Consider the following 22,414-nt stretch of genomic DNA (forward strand, 5'->3'; position numbering starts at 1 on the left):
CATGTACCTCTGACGTGGCACCATGGAGGCATGCAGCAATCCGAAGCCTTGACCATATTGAATGCGGGGGCCAATGCCTTCATCACAGGTGCCCCCGGGTCGGGCAAGACCTTTGTGCTCAACGAGTTCGTCGCCCAGGCCCGCCAGGCCGGGGCGGTTGTGGCGGTGACCGCCTCGACCGGCATCGCCGCCACGCACATCAACGGCCAGACCATCCACTCCTGGAGCGGGGTGGGAATCGCCACCTGCATGACCGAATCGCTCTTGAAGCGGATCAAGACCCGCCGTCGCAGACAGATCGAGGGCACCGACATCCTGGTCATAGACGAGGTCTCCATGATGCACGCCTGGCTCTTCGACATGGTGGACCAGGCCTGCCGGGCTGTCCGCCACAGCCCCGAACCATTCGGGGGGATTCAGGTGGTTCTTTCCGGGGACTTCTTCCAGCTGCCTCCGGTGACTCGGTCCAACCGGGCTGCAGGAATACCGCCCAGCCCTGAATTCCAGGCTGCCCGGGAACGTTACGCCCAGGCCGGCAAGGACCCGGACGGGTTCGTCACCGAATCACTGGTCTGGCAGGACCTGGATCCGGTCATTTGTTATCTAACCGAGCAGCACCGTCAGGACGATGGCCAGCTGTTGACCGTCCTGACTGACATCAGGGAGGGTGGCGTGACCCAGGAAGACCATGATGTCCTGGCCACCCGTGTGGGCGCAGTGCCCGCTCCCGGCCAGGTGGCGGTCCACCTCTTCCCGGTCAACAAGCAGGCCGACACGCTTAACGATCAGCGCCTGGCATCCATCGAGGAAGAGGCCCACCATTACCAGGCCACATCCCGGGGCGAGGCAAGGCTGGTGGAGCGGCTGAAGAAGAACATGCTGGCCCCCGAGGATCTGGCACTGAAGACCGGAGCCGCAGTCATGGCCCTGCGCAACGACCAGGATCATCAATATGTCAACGGTTCTATAGGTACAGTCAGCGGATTCACCAGCTCGGCCAAGGGGGGATGGCCGATCGTCTCCTTCCAGAACGGCAACCTGGTCACCATGAAGCCTGTCGCCTGGGAGACCATGGATGGGGACACGGTCTTGGCCGCCGTCAGCCAGGTGCCTCTTCGCTGTGCCTGGGGAATCACCATTCACAAGTCCCAGGGGATGACCCTGGACAGGGCGGTCATGGATCTGAAACGGACCTTCGCGCCGGGGATGGGCTACGTGGCCCTCTCCCGTGTGGAAAGCCTGGATGGGCTCTACCTGACGGGCATCAATGAGCATGCCTTCCTGGTCTCTCCCGATGCCGTCGTTCTGGATGCGGGATTGAGGGCCGAGTCCAAGGCGGCCTGCGCCCGTCTGAAGGATGAGGGTCCTGAGTCCTTCACCAAGCGCGCCGTCGGTCAGGAGCCAGAAGACGAATTCAGCCAGGACGAACTTTTCTGATTGGTCGCCCTTACCGGTCTTGATCCGGTGTAGTCATCCGGGTCGCTAGAGGCACCATGACAGGCGGACCATGTCTCTCAGGATGATTCCGTTCTCGACAATGGGTTGCTGGTAGCGGTCTGCAAAATAATCCCGTTCAATGCGGTCCATGCGAAACCCGCATGTTTGGTAGAAGCAAAGGGCCTCAAAACTGGTGGATCCGGTGCCTACTTCCAATCTTCTCAGACCCAGCCTGACGGTCTCCATCTTGGCTCGGTCTATTAATCTGCTTCCAAGTCCCTGCCGGCGATAAGCACGGCCCACACTGATATTGGCGATTTCCAAGGTATCCGTGTTTGGTCTGACAAGCAGCATGACACCAGTCAGAGCGTGTTCCACTCGGATTTCATAAGCACAGGAATGGGTGAAAACGTCACGGATTATCAGTTCTGAAGGATCGGCCTCCAGGAGGAGTGTCATGTGCTCTGCGTCAAGGTTGGTAAAGGTCTGGATGGTCACACCTGGCTCTGATGACATAGGTGCCCGCCTTGTCCTTGTAAATCAGAAAACCTATTCGATATACAACCATCATATCTTGGTCCTCTTTATGGGGGAGGGTAATGCTGGAGAGATGCCGGATGTCAGGTTGAGGATTTACCGACTTTTTCCGGTATGTGCCGTTTGGTTTGGGTTCGGTTGACGGCCAGGTGGACTAGGACGAACTCCTGCGCCGTTAAAGTTGGCAGGGTCTCACACATCTCACAACCAGCTGTGCTGGCCCTTTATTTCTTGTCCAAGATCATTCCCCGGCCTCCGGTGACCGTCCAGAGTAAGACGGCGAAGACTGTCAAGACCGCTGCAATCGCCGGCCAAGTCCCCTGCCCAGGAATGGGCGGTTTGATGTCTTCGGGGTATAGACGGAGCGTCATTCCCATGCCTATCTGAATACCTTGGCTGGCGATATTGAACACTGCCAGCCCTATGCCCAGGCCAAGCCCGTAGAAACGACCAAGCAATGCGATGCCGAGCATGACCAAGGATGCGTCGACCAAGCCATTGCAGGCAGCCAGTCTGAGCAGCGACTGTACGCTGGTTGGGCCGCCGTGGAAATTCGGTATGGTAAGGAGGAGGCTGAAAAGAAATGGTAGCATCAGCACGCCTGTCCCTGCGGCCAGGGCTCGCCAACGGACGCGTGCCAGGTTCAGGCGCTCCCAGGTGGGCATAAGCGGGGCAAGCATGACCAAGGCGCATGCACTGAACGCCGCGTAGGCCAGCTCGGCCATGGGCACCATACTGGGCACGGCGCTTTTGCCTGGTGGGCATTGGGTATGTACGGCGCCGTTGAATACCGCTGCATGTGGATCAGGAACGCAGACGTACCCATAATAGGCTGGCCGGGCATAGATCTCCCCGCCGGTAGCGGAAGCGGAGGCGTTGGCAAGCAGGAAGGGCACGGTCACAGCCAGCACGACAAATGCCAAAGCCGCCCATGGGCGTCGCCCAGCCAACCATCCGACCGGGATTCCGCCTTTCAAGGTACCACGTCGATGCCGGCCGCCCATCAGTGGTTCTTCCCCAGATCATTGATGACATCGGACGGCGTGATGGCGCAGCGTTCGAGCCCAGAGAGGTTGCGACGCACATAGGCATGGAACTCTTCATTAGTGGCATCGTTGAGCAGATCGGCGGCAGGGCCTCGGGCGCTTCCCATCCCGGATGCCCCGCTTCCTCTGCTGCCCATCGACTCGTAGACGGTCTCTCTCATGCGCTGGGGCAACTGCTCCAGCACGAAGGCGGACACGCTGGCACCATCATCCAATGTCCGTTGTTTATACACGTTTTTAAGTGCCGTAGCCGCGCAGTCAGCATGGACGAATTCCTTCACGATGGCCTGTGTGACATCAGCTAGGTCACTGTATCGTCCAGTGCGTTCGGTGACTGTGTCGGTCATTATCTGTATCTTCTTGCCGCCCAAGTGTTCCAGTTCGGCCAGGCCTTGGCCGGTGAGATTCCACGCCTGGCCGTGGGACGTAGGCGTAAAGGCGTTGCCCAGCAAAAGCACAAGACCCGAGCTGCCTTCCACACTGTCCTTGGGGAACCATGAGGCGACCGACCGCATATATCGCATGTAGCGTCTCAGGTGGGCGCCATCATCCGGGTGGGAGCACACTGACAGCGGCACGCCGTCTATGCTTTTGCACACCGGGGTGAACGGAGCGGATCGTCGCCATTCCGCCGGGCCGGACATGGCTACCAGGCCCCCGGCAGCAGTCGGAACTAAAAGAAGCACAGCCAATGGGGCGACTATCCATGACAGGCCGGGCTGCCACTGGTGTGCGGTCAGCATGCATGCCGCTGTGGATGCGGCCAGCACTACTGCGACCAAGATCCAGCGCACTGTCACCGCTGAAAGGTTAATACTGAGTCCCGGCTCGGCACCGATGCCCGTGTCCATCATCGGCATCACCACGGCCAGCGGCGACCCCCAGGCTCGGGGAAACACGTCACCCTTGGGTATGCGCGGCATCAGCAGGACTAAGCTGCCCCAACACAGGGCGGCAGGCAAAAGCGTGGCCGGCACCAGGGACCAGCGGTTGCCCATGATGGCCCCGAGCGCATAGCCGAGGGCGAACATGGCCGCCGGCACCGCCATACCCATGAGCAAGGCTCCCACGGGAACCGACCCGCCTGTGAACCGCAGTGTCTGGACGATGGCGGGAAGACAACCTGCCGCATAGGCCAGGGAACTCAATGCGGCACCCTTGAGGACAGGCACGCCATATCTGCGGACAGACGGGCCCCCGATCCAGGGCGGCGCGACCATGGATCGCGGGGAACACGCTTTCCAGGCGCTCCATGCGCCGAACATGCAGGCGATTACATCCGTCACCAGATGCATCCAGGTCAGGTCGAACTGCAAGGCCGCATCTGTCAGTGCCCACGGGGACGCATCTGATTGGCCGACTCCGTAGTTGCGCACCGATAATGCGGCCGGATATGCCATCATTGACAGAAAGAACACCAGCGAGCTCACCGGTGACAAGGGATTGAGCAGACGGGCCATCATGAGACCTCACCCTGGTCGAATGGCAGGTGTCCGGATCCCGTCAGCAGCCGTCGATAACCGGATTCCCAAGGCGATGCCATTGAGTCCTCAGGATCGGCCAAGGCGGCGAGATCATCCATGCGTCCGTCCAGGAGCAGATGCCCGTGGTCGAGTACCAGCACGCGGTCGGCGATTGCGGCCAGATCCTCGACCAAATGCGTGCTCACCAGCACTGTGTGGCTGTCCGCATATGCGTCGAGGAATTTACGCACCTCAATGCGCTGCACCGGATCAAGGCCAACGGTCGGTTCGTCCAAGACAAGCACGTCGGGACGGGCGACAATTGCACACGCGATGCCCGCCCGTTGACGCATGCCACCGGACAGGCTGCGCACCGGGCGGTGAGCTTCCCCGGACAATTCCACCTGCTCCAGGGCCCACACCGCTGCATCACAGGAAGCTTTCCAGGACAGACCGCGCGCCCATGCGGCGTACCGCACATTGCGCATCAGGCTGGAAGCATTCATCAACTCGAACGATTGCGGCAAATATCCGATTCGGCTCCTGGCCCGACGTCGTCCAGCGCTTGTCAGCACATTCGCTCTGGCAATCCTTACACCGCCCGAGGAAGGACGTGACAAGGTGGTCACAATATTCATCAGTGTCGTCTTGCCGGCACCATTGGGACCCAAGAGCCCGAATACGCCGTTGCCGAAGCTCAAGGACACATCCGACAGCGCCTGTTTACGGCCGTAGGAGAAAGACACGTGCGAGAGGGAAACGTCTACTTTATAATTCACCATTGAACCAACTAATAAAAACTTGAACTAATTTTGTTTCAAAATATATTTAATTCTATACCAGATAACTGCTTGAGTCAAATCGGCCTGCTTGGCAGGGCAAATGAACGGTATCCGGGAAGATGCGGTCTCCGTATTCCGCGGCATCATGGCCGGCCTCCGGTGCTTCTCCAAGGCGTGACCACCAGGACAATGTAAATGTATGATCAGCGCGATCAATAATTCCCAGATTTCTGGCTCCCCTTCGGCAAATTGTCACAGGTCACCTTCTATGGCTGCTTGTCCCTTTGCGCGCATATCTTTGGGAGGTATGAGAACCAAAGCCATGCGCATGTCAACCCTCTTTCTGCGGACCCTCAGGGAGGATCCGGCCGACGCCGATGTGGACTCGGCCAAACTCCTGCAGCGGGCCGGTTACGTTCGCAAGGTGGCCCCTGGCATCTTCACCTGGCTACCGCTGGGTCTGAAAGTCCTTGATAAGGTCCAGGCCGTGGTCCGGGAGGAGATTAACGGCATTGGCGCCCAGGAGGTCCACTTCCCGGCCCTGCTGCCTCGTGAGCCCTACGAGGCCACCCACCGCTGGGAGGAGTACGGTGAGAATCTCTTCCGACTCCAGGACAGGCACGGCGCTGATTACCTGTTGGCTCCCACCCATGAGGAGATGTTCACCCTTTTGGTCAAGGATATGTACTCCTCCTACAAGGACCTGCCGGTTGTCCTCTACCAGATTCAGACCAAGTACCGCGACGAGTTCCGACCCCGCGCCGGGCTGATCAGGGGTCGCGAGTTCATTATGAAGGACGCCTACTCCTTCACTGTGGATGAGGATGGGCTGAAGAAGGCCTACCAGGATGAGCGCGGCGCCTATGAACGAATCTTCAAGCGTCTGGGTGTCAAGTATGTAATCGTCCATGCGGTCTCCGGACCCATGGGGGGATCCGAGTCCGAGGAATTCCTGGCTCCGCTGCCCATAGGTGAGGACACCTTTGCCCTGGCTCCATCAGGGAAGGCATGGAACGTAGAGGCGTTGACCACCCCGCGTCCCGATCCGATCGACTACGCTGAGATCCCCGCCATGCAAGAGCTGGATACCCCCGACTCGACCACCATCGACACTCTGGTAGAGCGGTTCAACCAGCTGCATCCGCGCGAGGACGGCCGGGACTGGACCGCTGCCGATACCTTGAAGAACCTGATTGTCGCCGTCAAGCACCCTGCGGATGATGACCATCCCGAGGGCTGGCGGGAACTGGTGGCCGTCGGTCTGCCGGGTGACCGTCAGGTGGACATGAAGCGGTTGGAGGCCCAGTTCGCCCCGGCCGAGCTCGAGGAGGCCAATGAGGCTGACCTTGCCACCCACCCCGAGCTGGTCAAGGGATACATCGGTCCTCGCGTGCTGGGCCCCCAGCGTTCGGACATCGAGTCTGCGGCCCATATCCGCTACTTCCTTGACGCCCATGTGGCCCCTGGCTCGGCCTGGGTGACCGGTGCTGATGCCCAAGGCGTGCATTTGGCCAATGCGGTCTACGGGCGTGACTTCCAAGCCGACGGAGTGGTGGAGGCCGCTGAGGTCCGTCACGGGGACATGAGTCCTGACGGATCAGGGCCGCTCAGCTTCGAGCGTGGTGTGGAGATTGGCCAGGTCTTCCAGCTTGGCCTGAAATACTCTGACGCACTGGGTCTGAAGGTCCTGGACAATAACGGCAAGGCGGTACCGGTCTGGATGGGCTGCTACGGCATCGGCATCTCCCGTGTGCTGGCCTGCATTGCCGAGATGCATCACGATGACAAGGGTCTGGCCTGGCCCAAGGCTGTCGCTCCTGCCGCGGTCCATGTGATAGCCACCGGCAAAAAGCAGGAGGCCTTCGATGCCGCAGAGAAGCTGGTCGCCGACCTGGAGGACCGTGGTGTGGAGGTCATCTATGACGACCGTCCCAAGGTATCCCCCGGGGTCAAGTTCAAGGATGCAGAGCTGATCGGGGTCCCCCTGGTCGCTATTGCCGGTCGCGACACCATCGCCAAGGGCACCATCGAGATTCGCAACCGCGACGGTTCTGATGTGCAAGCTATTCCTGCCGATCAGACCGCTCAGGTGATTGTGGATCGGATCGCTGCCTTGCAGTAGGCTATGCCACGCTCATAGTTGTTTATCGCAACCAATATAGAGGGTGGGGCTTAGGCCGTGTCATGATGCACGCGACCAAGGCCCCACCCTTTTGGTTGTATCGGTTTGGGTTCAGATATCTATCCGGTCAGATGCGCAGCAGAATGGGCAGGTGGTCCTGGCGCTCGCCGGTGTCCACAGGTTCGCTGGTGCTGACCTGACCTGAGATTCGGTTGGAGGTCAGCCAATAGTCGATGCGCCAGCCGGAGTTGTTGATCTTGCTCTTTGGGGCCCGCTGGGCGAACCAGGTGTAGACGCTGCGGTGGTCATCGTAGAAGCCTGCGGCATCGCCATGGATCTTTCGGAAGGTGTCGGTGAAGCCTGCGTCCAGCAGAAGGCCGAACTTCTCGCGCTCCTGATCGGTAAAGCCAGCGGAGTGGTGATTTGAGGCAGGGTTGGCGATGTCGATCTCTTCGTGGGCCACGTTGAAGTCGCCACATGCCAGGACCGGCTTGCGGGTATCCAGTTCCTGCAGGTAGCGACGGTAGCAATCGTCCCAGACGCCGCGTGGCTTGAGCCTGACCAGTCCCGATCCTGAATTGGGGGTGTAGACCGTGGTCACGAAGCAGTCCGGGAACTCCAGGGTGAGCATGCGGCCCTCGTCATCCATCGTATCCGGGGCGCCGATGCGGGGGCGGGTCACGGTAGGCTCCGGCAGGCTCTTACGGTAGAGCATGAGCGTGCCTGCGTAACCTGTGCGGGCCGGGGCCTCGGAGCGGCGGTCCACCTCCTGGTAATCGGGGAAATAGCGCATGAGCGCCTTAAGAATGCCTGCGGATTTCTTCTGATCGCCGTTGAGTTTGGTTTCCTGGATGGCTACGACATCAGGGTCCAGATCCCGTATGGTCTCCACCACCCTCAGGGAGAGGGCGCTACGGCTGCTTTTGCCCAGCAAGGCGGCGTTGAGCGAATCGATGTTCCAACTGACCAGCGTGTGAACCATGACTGCGGGTCCTTCCAAACCGTGCCGATGTATCTGCTCTCACAGTTTAGCCCAGGACCAATGCCCGATGGTCTTGGGCAGTGAAAGCATCGGTAATCATGCCTTCACTGGGATAAGCCGAGTGAATGCCGTCTTCGAACGCTGCTCCCCTGGTTTCTTGCGTCGATCTTGCGGCTTGTTTCCACGTCTGCACGTCAGCCTCGAGCAGAATGATAGGCTGCGACCTTCTCTGGTTCGGAATGGAGTTGCCTGAGTCTCTCATTCTTTTTTACAGCCTTGTGTTTCCTGACGGATAGTGACTGGTTACAACTGTCCATCTGGAGTGTTCATGAGGTAATCGGACCAGCATTGCTGAAAGCGGCCGAGAACAAGATAATGGGTGGCGGTTTGTCTTATAACTAACGCAGGCCGCCACCCATTATCGGTGATGAAGTCACGGGAATTAAGGCCAGGGCCGCCCATAGGCTATTGCCTGGATTTATGTATGCTGTGTTCTGTTCTTCCTGAAGTACCGAATCAACAATGTAACGAGTATGGCAGCTGCCGCCATCCCTGCTATACATCCCACTATCGCTATACGCCCGCAATTGCTTCTGCAATCATATTGTGTCCACCTCTCTCCTTGAATAATCACCAATTATGAGTCGTCAAGGCATTATCACCATTGACGTTTACCTGCATCCGAGCCGTCCATTTTTCGTTAGCAAGTTTTCCCTTGTTCTCAAGTTTTCATAATTAATGGGGTATGTCCACATTGCTTTACCTGACGAAATAGATCTTCCTAGCAATAGACTTATTTTGGATTTTATGGAAGAAAAGTTGGTCTGTCCACAATGTGAGTTTGGCCGTGTTAGTTCGACCACAATGGTCAGCAGGTCGGGTATGGGGACGTGGGCGGAGGCAGGATGGATTCACCGTTCGACGGAGGGTCCCTGGCCGGGGCCTGTCCCTTCCCCCGCTCCGATTATCCGCGCTCTGGTCGGGGATCCTCCGTCGGATGGCCTCACCGCTGCAAGATCAGGAATCGACTGGCAGATTTACAGCGTCCGATTCATAACATCAACAGAGAGGTTCCGGTATGTCCATCAACGAAATAAAAACGACTGTCTTCGGTTTTATGGGGACCCAACCAACTCGTCTGGGACAGCCGGGGTCTACACCTGTCTGCTCCTTCAGGTTGGGCTCTACGCCGGCCTATTACGATGCTGCGGCTAGGGTGTGGAAACGAAAATCCACCACCTGGCTGACGGTCAAAGCCTTCAGGACCCTGGCGGTCAATGCCCTGGCCTGTCTGCACAAGGGCGATCCGGTCATGGTGACGGGATCTTTAGTGACGGAGGAGTGGATCAGCGATGGCCAGCAGCACAGCAGTCTGGTCTTGGTGGCGGATGGCATCGGTCACGACCTGGCCCGGGGACAGGACACCTTCACCAAGATTCGATCTGGTACAGCGCCTATTGATGAGGGGGCCGTCAGTCCGGATCCTTGGACCACGCCGCTTACATCTTCGCCGTCCGAAACTGCCTCCACGCCGTCTGCGGCCGAGCGGACATCGGTAGAGGTTTCCGATGCCGGATGAGCAAGGTTGTTTCGGTCGAGCAAGACGAAGGCGGGAGGCCGACCGATTCCCGTCGGCCTCCCGCCATGATCAGCAGGCTTATTGAAACCGTCAACCAACCAACGAATGCAATCGAACCGATCTACCAGATCTTGACCCGTGCTTTGGGTTCCAGCCACATACCGTCCTCGGGTGTGACCCCAAAGGCCTGATAGAAGCGCTCCACGTTTCTGACGATGCCGTTGGTGCGGAATTCAGCAGGGGAGTGGGGATCGATCTGCAGATACTGTTCGGCCAGCTGATCCCTGTTCTTGGTCCTCCAGATGGAGGCATAGGACAGGAAGAACCGTTGCAGGCCGGTATAACCGTCCATGACCGGAGCCGAGGCCAGCGCCTGGTCCATAGTTGCATCGTCTGACCCTGCTGTGCCGCCCTCCTTCTTCTGCAAGGAGAGGGCATAGGCCTTGATGGCGATATTGACGCCTCCCAGGTCCCCGATGTTCTCGCCAATGGTCAGGGCTCCATTGACATGAGGTGCTTGCTCGGGCTTGTCGGCGTACTTCTCGGCAAGCTGTTGAGGCACGAACCCGTTGTACTGTTCGATGAGCGCCTTGGTCCTCTGCTCGAAGTTCTCACGGTCCTGCGGGGTCCACCAGTCCTGCAGACGTCCGTCACCGTCGTACTTGGAGCCCTGGTCGTCGAATCCGTGGCCGATTTCGTGGCCGATGACCGACCCGATGCCTCCGTAGTTGACGGCGTCGTCGGCTTCTGGGTCGAAGAAGGGCGGCTGCAGGATGGCTGCGGGGAAGACGATGACGTTCAGAGTGGGCTCGTAGTAGGCGTTGACCGTCTGAGGGTTCATCAGCCACTCTTCCTTGTCCACGGGCTGACCGGCCTTGCCGAACTGGTAGCCGGACTCGTAGAGGTTGGCCCGTCGCACGTTGTCGACCAGGCCCAGCTTTTCGTCCACAGCCAGCGCCGTATAGTCGCGCCAGTGCTCGGTGTAGCCGATCTTGGGCGAGAATTTGTCCAGCTTGGCCAGGGCCTTGACCTTGGTCTGTTCGCCCAGCCAGTCGCTGGAGGTAATGGAGACCCGATAGGCATCGATCAGGTCTGAGACCAGGGCCTCCATGCGGGCCTTGCTGGAGGCAGGGAAGTGCCGACGCACATATTCGCGTCCGACCTCCTCGCCGCAAATGCCGTTGATCAGGGAGACGGCTCGCTTCCAGCGGTCCCGCATCTTGGTCGTACCTGAAAGAACCTTGCCATAGAAGTCGAACCTGGTCTGATCGAAGTCGCTGCTGAGTAGGCCTGCCCACTCGATCAGGGTGTGTACGCGGGCCCAGAGTTTGAGATCCTCCAGATCACTGGTTTTCCAAAGCTCGTTCAAACCCTGCAGGAAGGAGGGTTCGTGCACAATGGTCCTGGACAGGGCTGAGCTCAGATCAACCGGTTGCAGATTGGCGGCAGGGCTGGCTGCATATGCATTCTGCCAGGACTCGATCCAGGTGTGCAGATCGAAATCGGCGAGCGTTGACTCCAGGTCGGCCAAGGTCGTGGGATTGTAGGTACGATCCTCATCTCGGGTGGATACGTTGTCCCAGTGGCGTGCCGCTATACGAGTCTCGACCTCAAGGAAGGACTCCGCCTGCCTTTGTGCATCCTCCTGGTCGTTGGAGTAGCCGGAGAGCCTGAGCAGGGAGGCCACCATGTCGGTGTAGGCCTGGCGGACCGGGGCGTAGCTCTTCTCCCGGTAGTAGGCCTCGTCGGGAAGTCCAATCCCGGCCTGTTCCATATGAGCCACATTGACGCCGGCGTTGCCTGGATCGCCATAAATGGCGATGCCAAACAGATCGGGTCCGCCCGTAGGGTTGAGCCGACCGAGCAGACTGGTCAGCGCCTTCTTGTCGGACACGGCATCAATGGCCTGCAGGTCGGGGCGGATCGGTTCCATTCCTGCAGCTTCGATGGCCTCAGTGTCCAGGAAGCTACGATAGAGCAGAGCTGACTTGACTGCCTGGGATTCCGGGTCCTCGAGGATTTCATGAATCTGTGCTTCGGCATCTTCGGCAAGCTTGTCAAAGGAGCCGAACCGGGAGCGGTCCTCGGGCAGACTGTAGGTGTCGATCCAGGGGCCGTTGACGAAGCGGAAGAGGTCGTCCTGCGGTCGAATGACCGAAGAGAAGGAGGCCGGATCAAGTCCGGAGGAGGTATTGGATTCAGTAGATTGTGCCATGCCACAAGCCTAGCCATCTTCGGTGACATGCCTTGCCCCGGGGTCGCCGGGAACCAGTGGACCGGCGAATCATCCGCCGAAGGGGAAAACGGCGATTGCCGCATTGGTGATTTAAACTTGGAGAACGGTAACAGGACGGCAGCTCGGCCGCCTTGAGCGAGTGAAAGAGGACGGTATGACGGATCCCATGCAGGGCGGTCAGCCCAATCAGTACGGTGGTCAGGATTCTGGGCGGAATGGCGGCCAATACCAGGATAATTATGGTCAGTATGGGCAATACCCCGGCTATCAGGGGCGCCCGCCACGCATGGATCCATTCTCCATGATTGCTGAGGATCTGGGATTCAGAACCCTGCGGGCCATCCGCATCATCATGGGCGTCATGGGTGTGATTGGAGTCATCCTGGGCCTGGCCCTTCTGCTCAGGCCGGACAAGACCCTGATCGCCGTGACCGTGGTGCTGGGCATCTACTTCATCATCTCCGGCGTGGTCCGTCTGGCCACCGCCATCGTGACCAAGGGACTTCCAGGCGGTTGGCGTGTGTTGGGTGTCCTCTTTGGCGCTCTGATTGCCGTCGGAGGCATTGTCATCGTCAGAAACACGGCCCTGTCCGCTTCTGCACTGACCCTGCTGGTCACCATCATTGTGGGCATCGGCTGGATCATGGAGGGCGTGATGAGTCTGGCCGCCTCCTGGGGGCTTCCACATTCAGGCTGGGCCATCTTCTCAGGCATTGTCTCCATCATCGCCGGAATCATCGTCATGATCTATCCGCTGAGCTCCGTCATCTTCCTGGTCATCTTCAGCGGGTGCGCTCTTCTGGTGCTGGGAGTCGTCTCCATCATCAGGGCCTTCACCTTCGGCCGGAACTGAGAGCCGGACTCGTCCGACTGACCCGATAATACTGGGAGGTAGTACTTGGGCAGGACCCTGAGGGACGGCACCCGCGGGCACCAATCATGAAAGGACGCAGAGGATGATCGAGCTCAAAACCAAGCAGGAGATCGAACAGATGAAGCCGGCGGGCAGGTTTGTCGGCAGCATCCTCAAGGAGCTCAAGGCCATGAGCAAACCCGGGGTCAACCTGCTGGAGCTGGACGACTACGTCAAGGACAGGATCAACTCCCGTAAGGGGGCAACCTCCTGCTACGTGGACTACGCGCCTGATTTCGGCACAGGCCCCTTCGCTCACTACATCTGCCTGTCTGTCAACGATGCCGTTCTGCACGGGGTTCCGTATGACTACAACCTCAAGGACGGCGACCTGCTCTCCCTGGATCTGGCCATCAATGTGGACGGTTGGGTAGGCGACTCGGCTATCAGCTTCGTGGTGGGCGAGCATGCCGATCCAGAGGATCTGCGACTGATTCGGACTACAGAAGAGGCCCTGAAGGCGGGTATTGCCCAGGCTCAGCCCGGCAACCGTCTGGGTGACATCTCCGCTGCGGTCGGTGAGGTTGCCCATGAAAACGGGTACAGCGTCAACCTGGAGTTTGGCGGACACGGTGTAGGGCGGATTATGCATGGTGATCCCCATGTGCCCAACGACGGCACTCCTCATCACGGCTACAAGCTGCGCCCGGGTCTGGTCATCGCCATTGAGCCTTGGTTCCTGGCGACGACCGATCAGATTTACCAGGATCCCAAGGACGGTTGGACCCTGCGTTCTGCAGACGGGTCGCGCGGCGCCCACAGCGAGCACACCATCGCCATCACCGAGCAGGGGCCTGTCATCCTGACGACCAGGGAATGAGTAGAGGCTGTCCGAGGGTGAAATAGGACTATAGGGGACCCAGGAATGTCCACAATGTGGATGCTCATGGGTCCCTGTTTGATGCCATCCCTTTCTTTCCTGGCGTTGTTACCCGCAGGCTGGCGCGGGAAGGAAGACAGCCCCGCCCTGGATCAGCGCGTCGTTGCTGGGGGCGACGGATTCCTGCTGACGGTTACAAGCCGGTAATCGAAGTCGTGGTTGTTTCTGCTAGCATGTCGGCAATTCCACGCCGGTACAGGTGCCGGTAGCCTGATTCGGCATGGCCATCGACTCCCACTGGCACCTCACTGGTTGATTAACAGGAGGTGCGTGGTGTCTACAGCACGGTTGTCCATCGATTCCGAACAGGTTGATCTTCCCCTGGTTCGTGCCACCGAAGGGCCCGACGGCATTCTGGTCTCCTCCCTGCGCAACGACGGCTGGGTTACGCTGGATCCCGGCTTCCAGACCACGGCCCAGTGCGTATCGGGAATCACCTTTATTGACGGTAAGCGGTCCATACTGCGCTACAGGGGCTATGCCATAGAGGATCTGTGCGCCCAGTCCAATTTTCTCGAAGTAGCCTGGCTGCTGTCCCATGGCGAGCTGCCTGATGCTGAGCAGTACCAGCGGTTCCGCAGCCATGTCCTGGGTCACACGCTCGTAGGGGAGGACTTCCGTCATCTGCTCTCGTCCTTCCCCCGCCAGGCTCATCCCATGAGTGTGCTGGCCGCTGCGGTCAACGCGCTTGCTGGCTTCCACCCGGACACCTGTGACGTAGACGATCCCGATCAGCTGGATGAGGCCAGCTCCATCATCATGGCCAAGGTGCGCACCATCGTCTCATTGATCCACCGGCGTCGCCGTGATCAGCCTCTGCTCTACCCGGACAGGACCTGGGGCTATGTGGAGGACTTCCTGCGGATGAGCTTCGCCATGCCCTACCAGCCCTATCAGGCTGACCCTCTCAAGGTACAGGCCCTGGACAAGCTCCTGATCATCCATGCCGACCATGAACAGAACTGCTCCACTTCAGTAGTGCGGATTGCTGGATCAGCCCGGGCCAATCTGTATTCGGCAGTGGCTGCCGGCATCAATACTCTGTCAGGTCCCTTGCACGGCGGCGCCAACGAGGCCGTGTTGCGCCAGCTGAAGAGCATACGGGATTCCGGTCTGGGTGTGCGAGGCTATGTGGACCAGGCCAAGAAGGAGGGTCGGAAAATTGCGGGTCTGGGCCACCGGGTCTATAAGTCCTATGACCCGCGCGCGGCCATAGCCAAGCAATGGCTCTACAAGCTCATGGATGAACCCGACCAGAATAAAAATGCCGAGGATGCGGAGCTTTTCGACGTGGCCTTGGAACTGGAGGATCTGGCCCTGCATGACGACTACTTCGTCGAGCGCCACCTCTATCCCAATGTGGACTTTTACACTGGACTCATCTACCGCGACATAGGCTTCGACCCGGAGATGTTCACCACGCTCTTTGCATTGGGTCGCATCCCCGGATGGATCGCCCAGTACAGGGAGATGCTGGACGATCCAGACACGAAAATCGGTCGTCCCAGGCAGGTCTATACCGGGCAGGGCCCGCGCGACTACCTTCCCATGGAGCAGCGCTGAGTCCGATGACCGACTGGGACTCAGTTGGCGTGCAGCCGCTCATTCAGCTCGATGCCCTTCTTGCGGGGCAGGGCTTTGACCTGGCCGGTGCGGGAGTCGCGGATGAAGAGCAGATGATCCCGTCCGCTCAGTTCCGCTCCCTTGACCACCTGGTCGCCCAAACCGATCTTGGTGCCGGCGGTGATGTAAAGACCGGCTTCGACCACGCAGTCGTCGCCCAGGGAGATGCCGATGCCGGCGTTGGCTCCCAACAAGGAGTGCTGACCGATGGAGACCCGATGGCGACCTCCTCCGGACAGGGTGCCCATGATGGAGGCTCCGCCGCCGATGTCCGAACCGTCGCCGACCACAACCCCTTGGGAGATCCGGCCTTCGACCATGGAGTGGCCCAGGGTTCCGGCGTTGAAGTTGACGAAGCCCTCATGCATGACCGTCGTTCCCGGAGCAAGATGGGCGCCGAGCCGAATACGGTCGGCGTTGCCGATGCGTACCCCCTCGGGAACCACGTAATCCACCATGCGGGGGAACTTGTCCACGCTCAGCACCGTTACCTGCGTCACCGGGATGCCTGGCATGGACCGGCTGGCTGCAGCCATGACCTCTGACCTGCGCAGGGCGAAGTCCTCCACGGCGAAGGGGCCGTAGTTGGTCCACACCACCGTGGTCAGCTGTTCGAAGATTCCATCAAGGTTCATGCTGTTGGGCTGGGTCAGACGCATGCTGAGCAGATGGAGCCGCAGATAGGCATCGGCGGCATCCGCTATCGGGCCATCCAGATCGGCCACGGTGAAGACCGGCACCCGGCGGATGCCGCGTGCGTCGGGCTGGTTGTGGACTTGGTCACCGAAGTCGTGATTGGGACGGTTCCCCGGGGTCGGCGGCGTCGAGATCTCGGCCTTTGGATACCAGACGTCCAAGGTCCGGCCCTGCTCGTCCTGGCTGGCCAGGCCCCAACCCCATGCGGTGCGTGCTTTACTCATCGTTCCTCCTTCAGGCGGTGCAGTCAATTGATATAAGTTGTCTTACAGAATAAACCGGTCGACGTTCAAACAGACACTATCCGTCCGACAGTCGGGTCTGGGCTGTCGCCGGCCAGGTCCCAGCCGATAGGTAAAATCAACAATTATGAGTGCCTACAGTCATGAGCGGGAGCGCCGGGAGCGTAGGCGCCGCAATACGGCCAGGGCGGTCTGCCTGGTCATCGCTGTGGCGTTGCTGGCCAGTCTTGTTATCCCTGCAATCTTCAGCGGCCTTTGACCTGGCCCGTCCGGTCGGCGGGAATCCGGCCGTCACAGGCCAAGCGGATAGGAACGAAGACGGTGGCCGGCTCATATGCAGCCGGTCTGGAAAGCGGTGAGACGGTATGGCAGAGATGGATTTCGCCCAAGCGTTGGAGCAGGCCAAGGCCAAGTACGAGATGATTTCCAAGGCGCTGGATCCGGAGGGTCTGCGCTCGCGGATTGCGGATTTGGAGCGTCAGGCAAGCGCGCCCGGACTTTGGGATGATCAGGAGAACGCCCAGAAGGTGACCAGCAGGCTCTCGGCCCTGCAATCCCAGCTCAAGCACCTTGAGTCCGCTTCCTCACGGCTGGATGATGTGCAGGCCTTGGAGGAGCTGGGCCGGGAGGAGCATGATCAGGACACACTGGTGGAGGCACGCAAGGAGATCGACTCTTTGAGGTCCGACCTGGCCGACATGGAGATTCAGACCCTGCTGGATGGGGAGTACGACGAGCGCGCCGCCGTCGTCACCATCCGCTCGGGTGCCGGCGGCGTGGATGCAGCCGACTGGGCCCAGATGCTCCTGCGTATGTATATGCGCTGGGCTGAGCGGCACGGCTTCTCCACCAAGGTCATGGACACCTCCTACGCGGAGGAGGCCGGCATCAAGTCGGCCACCTTCCAGGTGGACGCCCCTTACGCATACGGTCGGCTGTCGGTGGAGGGCGGCACCCATCGTCTGGTGCGGATCTCGCCCTTTGACAATCAGGGCCGGCGGCAGACCTCTTTCGCTGCTGTCGAGGTCATCCCCCTGGTGGAGCCTACCGACCACATCGACATCCCCGACTCGGACATTCGAGTGGATACCTATTGCTCCTCCGGTCCCGGCGGCCAGGGTGTCAACACCACCTATTCAGCCGTGCGCATCACCCACCTGCCGACAAACATCGTGGTCACCATGCAGGATGAGCGCAGCCAGATCCAGAACCGTGCGGCTGCCATGGCTGTTCTGCAGTCCCGGCTGTTGGTTCTGCGGCACGAGGAGGAAGCCAAGAAGAAGAAGGAGCTGGCTGGCGATATCAAGGCCAGCTGGGGGGATCAGATGCGTTCCTACGTGCTGCATCCCTACCAGATGGTCAAGGATCTTCGCACCGGTTACGAGACCTCGGATACCCAGGGGGTCTTCGACGGTGACATTGACGCCTTCATCGAGGCTGGCATTCGCTGGCGGCATCAGCAGCGGGTCCAGGCTCGCGAGGAGGAAGCCGGCAGGTAGAGCTTCGTCCGGCTCAAGTCTGGTCGGTGTTTCATGAGTGAGTAGTGTCGGTCTTCTTGATAGCCTCTGTATGGGAATACCGAGGAACGGAGTGTAAATGGCGTTGATTTCGCTCAAGGGCGTGACCAAGATTTACCCCAGGGGGTCCCGTCCAGCCTTGGATAACATCAGCCTGGATGTCAATCGCGGGGATTTCGTTTTTCTGGTGGGCGCCAGCGGGTCGGGCAAGACCACTCTGTTGCGTCTGCTCCTGCGCGAGGAGGAGGCCACCGAGGGGGAGATCCGCGTGGCCGGCAACGACCTGCGACGTCTGCGCAACCGCGAGATTCCCGGGTATCGGCGTTCCATCGGCTTCGTATTCCAGGATTACAAGTTGCTGAACAACAAGACCGTATGGCAGAACGTGGCTTTCACACTGGAGGTCATCGGCGCCCGTCGGTCCACCATTAAGACCCTTGTGCCTCAGGTGCTCAAGACTGTGGGGCTGACCGGCAAGGAGCACAACTACCCCCACGAGCTTTCCGGCGGCGAGGCCCAGCGTGTGGCACTGGCCCGGGCCTACGTCAACAACCCGGAGATTCTGCTGGCGGATGAGCCCACCGGCAACCTTGATCCCACTACCTCCCTGGGCATTATGGAGGTCCTGGATGCCATCAACAGGACCGGCACCACTGTGGTCATGGCCACCCACAACGAGGAGATCGTAAACTCCATGCGCAAGCGGGTGGTGGAGTTGCATACCGGTCGGATTGTGCGCGACGAAGTCCATGGCTCCTATGATTCTTCGCGATTCTTCCCAGACGCCGAGGTTGCTGCGCGCTCTCATCACGCCATCGGGGATCCCGACGACGGCGATGCCCTGGACCGCGTACGTGAGGCTGGAGTTGGAGGGCGCCGCCCGGTTCAAGTCGTCGTGCAGGAGGGGAATAGCTCGGCCACCAAGCCCATTGCGGATGGAGCCAAGGGGGCCAGGCAGGTGGTCCAAGCGGCGGCAGAGGCCGTCAACCAGGGTCAATACGGTGACGAGGGAATCGCGCGGTTGGCCAAGTCCATGCATTCGGGGAGAACCGGACGTTATGGGAAGGTCTTCACCTCTGTGGAGGACACTCTGACCTGGGGTAAGGGTCTGGGCAGTCTTGAGTCTGCGCAGGAAGATTCCAGCCAGCGCGAAGACGCGGCTGCAGGGCAGTCCGGTCGTAGGGCCGACTCTGACTCGGACGAGCGATTCCGCAGGCCAGCAACCCAGGTCGCACAGGATCGATCAGGTCAATCGAGTGACGGTTCCGGTGATGGAGGCCACGACGAGGCGGAAACCGATCGTGATGAGTCCGCTAATCGTGTTCGGACAGAGCACACAGCCCCCGGAAAATCTTCCAAGCCCGCCAGTGGTTCAGACGCTGCTCAGCCCAAGGCGACAACTGAAAGCAGGTCCCAGGATCGGCAGACCGAAGAATCGAGCAGTCGGGATCAGAACAGGAAACGAGACGATGACCGCAATCGTGATCGTGGTGCAAGAGCGCCCAAGAAGGATGTCAATGCCAAAGATCGCCAACCGATGAAGGGCTCTTCCGCCAGGACTTCCGATCCTGAACAAGGATTCAAGAGGCCCGATCAACCTTCGCGTTATGATGACTCCAGCCCAGCCGAACCGACCGGCAAATCCGGTCAGGACAGTGGACAAATGAAGCATGACGTGGCGGATTCCTCAAAACAGACCTCCAATAAGAGCAGGGCCAATAAAAAGGTCTCAACGAGCGAAAATCGTCATGACGTTGAGTCCATGGGGGCCCCGCCGGCACCTCCTGCTCCGCCCGAGGTCCCCAAGGGATCAAGGAAGTCCCAAGGAGAGAATGATGCATCGGCTCGGGATGAGCATGATGACGAGAAGAAGGCGGCACGATGAGACTGCGGTTCATCCTTTCCAGCACCTGGGACAACCTGCGTCGCAACGGATCCATGATTCTCTCGGTCATGCTGGTCACTTTCATCTCCTTCCTGTTCATCGGCGCCTCAGGCCTCATGCAGGCTCAGATCAGCAAGGCCAAGGGAGACTGGTACGACCAGGTGGAGGTGGTGGTCTGGCTCTGCCCGGATGGCGCCAGCCAGGCAGCTTCTTGCGCGACGGGCAAGGCACCCACCAACGACGAGATTGTCAAGCTGGAGAACACCATCAATACCGAGTTGCGCGACTCCGTAGCCAAGATCACCTACCAGAGCCGTGAGGACTTCTTCAAGAACACCTTCCTCAAGCAGTATCCTGAAGGCACTTATGAGGGAAGGACCATGACTGCGGCAGATATGCAGGCCTCCCTGCGTCTAAAGCTGAAGGACCCGACCAAGTACCAGGTGGTCTCCGAGGTGCTGTCCGGACGAGATGGGGTGGAGGAGGTCTCTGATCAGCGTCAGATATTCGACCCGGTCTTCAAAATCCTCAATAGAGCCACAGCGGTCACTTTGGTCCTTGCCGTGGTCATGGTGATTGTGGCTATTCTGCTGACCGGCACCACCATCAGGATGAGTGCCGCCTCCCGTCGAAACGAGACGGAGATCATGAGACTGGTGGGAGCGTCCAACTGGACCATCAGGTTGCCCTTCATTCTGGAGGGGATTGTGGCATCCTTGCTGGGTTCGCTTCTGGCTGTGGGTGCTTTGAGCGCCATCGTCAAACTTTTCATCACGGATTGGCTGGCCCAGACGGTCCAGTGGATGCCCTACGTGGACCAGTCCACGGTCCTGCTCATGGCCCCGGCGCTGATCCTGGGGGCCATGCTCTTGTCCGCATTGGCCTCTTCCATCTCCTTACGGAGGTACCTGAGAACCTGATTCGGGGCGACGGGCCGATACCTTATGGGTACGAGCTCTGCCATAATGATGACTAGCATGGATGAGTGATTGTGAGGACTTGACCATGAATCGCACGAAACATTTGGAAGCCATCTGCGGCCTGGTGGGGTCGTTGGCCTTGATGTTTGGGGGAGGAATACTGGGATTGACGGTGGCCCCCGCGCCAGCGCGGGCTGATTGGAGCAGCTATCAACAGAAGGTACAGAGCCATGAGGCCCTGAAGAGCAAGCTGGCGGGCGTCAGCAACGAACTGGCCAACCAGATTTTGAGCCTCAATGATCTGACTGCCAACCAGATTCCGGCGGCGCAGCAGAGGGCCGTTGAAGCCCAGCAGCAGGCCGAGCAAGCTGACAGTCTGGTTCAGGCCACCAACGACCGTCTGCAGGCGGCCCGGAAGGATCGTGCCGACTTGGAGGACAAGATACGTCAGACTGGCATCGACTATGACGACGCCAAGGCCGGTGTGGCACAGATGGCAAGAAAGAGCTTCCGTGGCTCTGAGGCCTCCCAGGTCATGGACGTGGTGACTAAGTCCTCCAGCACCAAGGACTTTGTGAACAAGATGCAGGCCGATGCAGCCGTGACCCGGTCCGAGGCCAACACAGCCAATGACGCCGCCAATACACTCAATTCGTCTATGAACCGCAAGCAGCGCCTGGAAGCCATTGAGGAGCAGATCAGCAGCTTGAAGGCCAAGGCCGACCAACAGCAGGCTGCGGCTCAGCAGGCGGCAGCCGAGGCGCAGGCCAAGCAGGACAGTCTGCAGGCCTTGCGCGAGCAAGGAACTGCAGCACGCAAGCAGCTGGAGGATCAGAAGGCCGCCCTGACCACGCAGTCGGCCCGTGAGGCCGCTGATATTGTGGCCACCGAGTCTATGATCGATTCCTTGAACACAGGCAATGTCGGAGGCGGTGCTGATCCTCATGCCGGTGGTGCCCAGCAGATCGGCGGTGGCGGCTCGGCATCATCGCCGGCTCCGCGGCCTTCTCCGCCGAGCAACGGGGGTGGTACAGGTGCCTCCGGTATGAATTATGGAGTACCTGGCAACTGCCCTGAGGGCTCAGGGTTCTGCTACGGCCATGCCACCGGCAACTCGGTGGGCGGCAGCGCCTATCCCGCTCGTCAGTGCACGCTCTGGGCCTACATCCGTCGCTCGCAGCTGTCCCTGCCTGTGGGATCCTATATGGGCAACGGGGCCGATTGGGCCAATACGGCACGTAGTCTGGGCTACCTGGTCAACAACACTCCGCATGTAGGCGCCGCCATGGTCTTCGCCCGTGGCCAGCGGGTCGGTTCCTGGAATGCGGACTGGACCTATGGTCACGTGGCTGTGGTCGAGCGGGTCAATGCAGATGGATCGGTGCTCATCTCCCAAGGGGGCACCGGCTTCGCATCCTTCCCCGCCTATGAGACGGTCTATGGGGCCGGCAACTACCAATACATTCATTACTGATGCCGTTGCGGGCCCGGTCCGCCGCTTGGAACGTCACTATCGCCGTCCGGAGTGCCAGGTAGCCTCCTTGTCGCGATCCT

18 protein-coding genes are annotated in these 22,414 nt (G+C 59.8%); 11 read left to right on the top strand and 7 right to left on the bottom strand.

What is annotated here, in order from left to right:
* Positions 1-30: 30 nt before the first annotated feature.
* A complete protein-coding gene (locus ACUIAF_RS00095) occupies positions 31-1,437 on the top strand; it encodes a PIF1 family DEAD/DEAH box helicase (protein ID WP_445338625.1) in 1,407 nt (468 codons plus the stop codon).
* A 45-nt stretch (positions 1,438-1,482) separates the two neighbouring features.
* Here ACUIAF_RS00095 and ACUIAF_RS00100 read toward each other — a convergent pair whose 3' ends face one another.
* The 4 genes from ACUIAF_RS00100 to ACUIAF_RS00115 all read right to left on the bottom strand — a co-directional run bounded on the left by ACUIAF_RS00100 (position 1,483) and on the right by ACUIAF_RS00115 (position 5,265).
* Positions 1,483-1,953 (bottom strand): GNAT family N-acetyltransferase, encoded by a 471-nt coding sequence (locus tag ACUIAF_RS00100; protein ID WP_445338626.1) that lies wholly within the window; start codon positions 1,951-1,953, stop codon positions 1,483-1,485.
* Between the two features lie 245 nt (positions 1,954-2,198).
* The gene (locus tag ACUIAF_RS00105) at positions 2,199-2,699 is read right to left on the bottom strand and encodes a hypothetical protein (protein ID WP_445338627.1); all 501 of its coding nucleotides are present in this window, start codon (positions 2,697-2,699) and stop codon (positions 2,199-2,201) included.
* A gap of 278 nt (positions 2,700-2,977) precedes the next feature.
* Positions 2,978-4,315, bottom strand: a complete 1,338-nt coding sequence (locus ACUIAF_RS00110) for a hypothetical protein (RefSeq protein WP_445338629.1) — start codon at positions 4,313-4,315, stop codon at positions 2,978-2,980.
* Positions 4,316-4,479: 164 nt separating this feature from the next.
* The gene (locus ACUIAF_RS00115) at positions 4,480-5,265 is read right to left on the bottom strand and encodes an ABC transporter ATP-binding protein (RefSeq protein ID WP_445338631.1); all 786 of its coding nucleotides are present in this window, start codon (positions 5,263-5,265) and stop codon (positions 4,480-4,482) included.
* A gap of 307 nt (positions 5,266-5,572) precedes the next feature.
* Here ACUIAF_RS00115 and ACUIAF_RS00120 point away from each other — a divergent pair, with 307 nt between their 5' ends.
* Positions 5,573-7,387, top strand: coding sequence for a proline--tRNA ligase (locus tag ACUIAF_RS00120; protein ID WP_110417471.1), 1,815 nt, complete (start codon positions 5,573-5,575; stop codon positions 7,385-7,387).
* 127 nt (positions 7,388-7,514) lie between these two features.
* Here ACUIAF_RS00120 and ACUIAF_RS00125 read toward each other — a convergent pair whose 3' ends face one another.
* Positions 7,515-8,369, bottom strand: a complete 855-nt coding sequence (locus ACUIAF_RS00125) for an exodeoxyribonuclease III (RefSeq protein ID WP_198215853.1) — start codon at positions 8,367-8,369, stop codon at positions 7,515-7,517.
* A gap of 1,078 nt (positions 8,370-9,447) precedes the next feature.
* On the opposite strand from ACUIAF_RS00125, the gene ACUIAF_RS00130 reads away from it, so the two are divergent.
* Positions 9,448-9,948, top strand: a complete 501-nt coding sequence (locus tag ACUIAF_RS00130; RefSeq protein WP_445338633.1) for a single-stranded DNA-binding protein — start codon at positions 9,448-9,450, stop codon at positions 9,946-9,948.
* Positions 9,949-10,069: 121 nt separating this feature from the next.
* Here the strand turns inward: ACUIAF_RS00130 and ACUIAF_RS00135 are convergent, their stop codons facing one another.
* Positions 10,070-12,163: a M13 family metallopeptidase gene (locus tag ACUIAF_RS00135; protein ID WP_445338634.1), complete on the bottom strand. Its 2,094-nt coding sequence runs from the start codon at positions 12,161-12,163 to the stop codon at positions 10,070-10,072.
* 175 nt (positions 12,164-12,338) lie between these two features.
* On the opposite strand from ACUIAF_RS00135, the gene ACUIAF_RS00140 reads away from it, so the two are divergent.
* The 3 genes from ACUIAF_RS00140 to ACUIAF_RS00150 all read left to right on the top strand — a co-directional run bounded on the left by ACUIAF_RS00140 (position 12,339) and on the right by ACUIAF_RS00150 (position 15,540).
* On the top strand, positions 12,339-13,037 hold the full coding sequence (locus tag ACUIAF_RS00140; protein WP_445338636.1) for an HdeD family acid-resistance protein: 699 nt from the start codon (positions 12,339-12,341) through the stop codon (positions 13,035-13,037).
* 103 nt (positions 13,038-13,140) lie between these two features.
* Complete coding sequence (map, locus tag ACUIAF_RS00145) at positions 13,141-13,917, top strand: type I methionyl aminopeptidase (protein WP_015022227.1); 777 nt, start codon at positions 13,141-13,143, stop codon at positions 13,915-13,917.
* Between the two features lie 333 nt (positions 13,918-14,250).
* Entirely contained in the window at positions 14,251-15,540 is a 1,290-nt protein-coding gene (locus ACUIAF_RS00150; protein WP_445339194.1) for a citrate synthase, read from the top strand.
* A 20-nt stretch (positions 15,541-15,560) separates the two neighbouring features.
* Here the strand turns inward: ACUIAF_RS00150 and dapD are convergent, their stop codons facing one another.
* Positions 15,561-16,520: a 2,3,4,5-tetrahydropyridine-2,6-dicarboxylate N-succinyltransferase gene (gene dapD / locus ACUIAF_RS00155; RefSeq protein ID WP_445338637.1), complete on the bottom strand. Its 960-nt coding sequence runs from the start codon at positions 16,518-16,520 to the stop codon at positions 15,561-15,563.
* Between the two features lie 145 nt (positions 16,521-16,665).
* Here dapD and ACUIAF_RS00160 point away from each other — a divergent pair, with 145 nt between their 5' ends.
* The 5 genes from ACUIAF_RS00160 (at position 16,666) to ACUIAF_RS00180 (ending at position 22,334) form a co-directional block, all read left to right on the top strand.
* A complete protein-coding gene (locus ACUIAF_RS00160) occupies positions 16,666-16,797 on the top strand; it encodes a hypothetical protein (protein ID WP_255297770.1) in 132 nt (43 codons plus the stop codon).
* Between the two features lie 106 nt (positions 16,798-16,903).
* Positions 16,904-18,037, top strand: coding sequence for a peptide chain release factor 2 (prfB, locus tag ACUIAF_RS00165; RefSeq protein ID WP_015022223.1), 1,134 nt, complete (start codon positions 16,904-16,906; stop codon positions 18,035-18,037).
* A gap of 97 nt (positions 18,038-18,134) precedes the next feature.
* Positions 18,135-19,940, top strand: coding sequence for a cell division ATP-binding protein FtsE (gene ftsE, locus ACUIAF_RS00170; protein ID WP_445338639.1), 1,806 nt, complete (start codon positions 18,135-18,137; stop codon positions 19,938-19,940).
* Positions 19,937-20,860, top strand: a complete 924-nt coding sequence (gene ftsX, locus ACUIAF_RS00175) for a permease-like cell division protein FtsX (RefSeq protein ID WP_445338641.1) — start codon at positions 19,937-19,939, stop codon at positions 20,858-20,860. The genes ftsE and ftsX overlap by 4 nt, the downstream gene beginning before the upstream one ends.
* An 85-nt stretch (positions 20,861-20,945) precedes the next feature.
* Entirely contained in the window at positions 20,946-22,334 is a 1,389-nt protein-coding gene (locus tag ACUIAF_RS00180) for a CHAP domain-containing protein (RefSeq protein WP_445338643.1), read from the top strand.
* Positions 22,335-22,414: the final 80 nt, after the last annotated feature.

The organism is Bifidobacterium sp. ESL0822, from assembly GCF_052606675.1.

Coding starts and splice junctions, on each gene's coding strand:
- ACUIAF_RS00095 (WP_445338625.1), top strand. CDS start 31: ATGCAGCAATCCGAAGCCTTGACCATATTGAATGCGGGGGCCAATGCC.
- ACUIAF_RS00100 (WP_445338626.1), bottom strand. CDS start 1,953: ATGTCATCAGAGCCAGGTGTGACCATCCAGACCTTTACCAACCTTGAC.
- ACUIAF_RS00105 (WP_445338627.1), bottom strand. CDS start 2,699: ATGGCCGAGCTGGCCTACGCGGCGTTCAGTGCATGCGCCTTGGTCATG.
- ACUIAF_RS00110 (WP_445338629.1), bottom strand. CDS start 4,315: ATGCATCTGGTGACGGATGTAATCGCCTGCATGTTCGGCGCATGGAGC.
- ACUIAF_RS00115 (WP_445338631.1), bottom strand. CDS start 5,265: ATGGTGAATTATAAAGTAGACGTTTCCCTCTCGCACGTGTCTTTCTCC.
- ACUIAF_RS00120 (WP_110417471.1), top strand. CDS start 5,573: ATGAGAACCAAAGCCATGCGCATGTCAACCCTCTTTCTGCGGACCCTC.
- ACUIAF_RS00125 (WP_198215853.1), bottom strand. CDS start 8,369: ATGGTTCACACGCTGGTCAGTTGGAACATCGATTCGCTCAACGCCGCC.
- ACUIAF_RS00130 (WP_445338633.1), top strand. CDS start 9,448: ATGTCCATCAACGAAATAAAAACGACTGTCTTCGGTTTTATGGGGACC.
- ACUIAF_RS00135 (WP_445338634.1), bottom strand. CDS start 12,163: ATGGCACAATCTACTGAATCCAATACCTCCTCCGGACTTGATCCGGCC.
- ACUIAF_RS00140 (WP_445338636.1), top strand. CDS start 12,339: ATGACGGATCCCATGCAGGGCGGTCAGCCCAATCAGTACGGTGGTCAG.
- map (WP_015022227.1), top strand. CDS start 13,141: ATGATCGAGCTCAAAACCAAGCAGGAGATCGAACAGATGAAGCCGGCG.
- dapD (WP_445338637.1), bottom strand. CDS start 16,520: ATGAGTAAAGCACGCACCGCATGGGGTTGGGGCCTGGCCAGCCAGGAC.
- ACUIAF_RS00160 (WP_255297770.1), top strand. CDS start 16,666: ATGAGTGCCTACAGTCATGAGCGGGAGCGCCGGGAGCGTAGGCGCCGC.
- prfB (WP_015022223.1), top strand. CDS start 16,904: ATGGCAGAGATGGATTTCGCCCAAGCGTTGGAGCAGGCCAAGGCCAAG.
- ftsE (WP_445338639.1), top strand. CDS start 18,135: ATGGCGTTGATTTCGCTCAAGGGCGTGACCAAGATTTACCCCAGGGGG.
- ftsX (WP_445338641.1), top strand. CDS start 19,937: ATGAGACTGCGGTTCATCCTTTCCAGCACCTGGGACAACCTGCGTCGC.
- ACUIAF_RS00180 (WP_445338643.1), top strand. CDS start 20,946: ATGAATCGCACGAAACATTTGGAAGCCATCTGCGGCCTGGTGGGGTCG.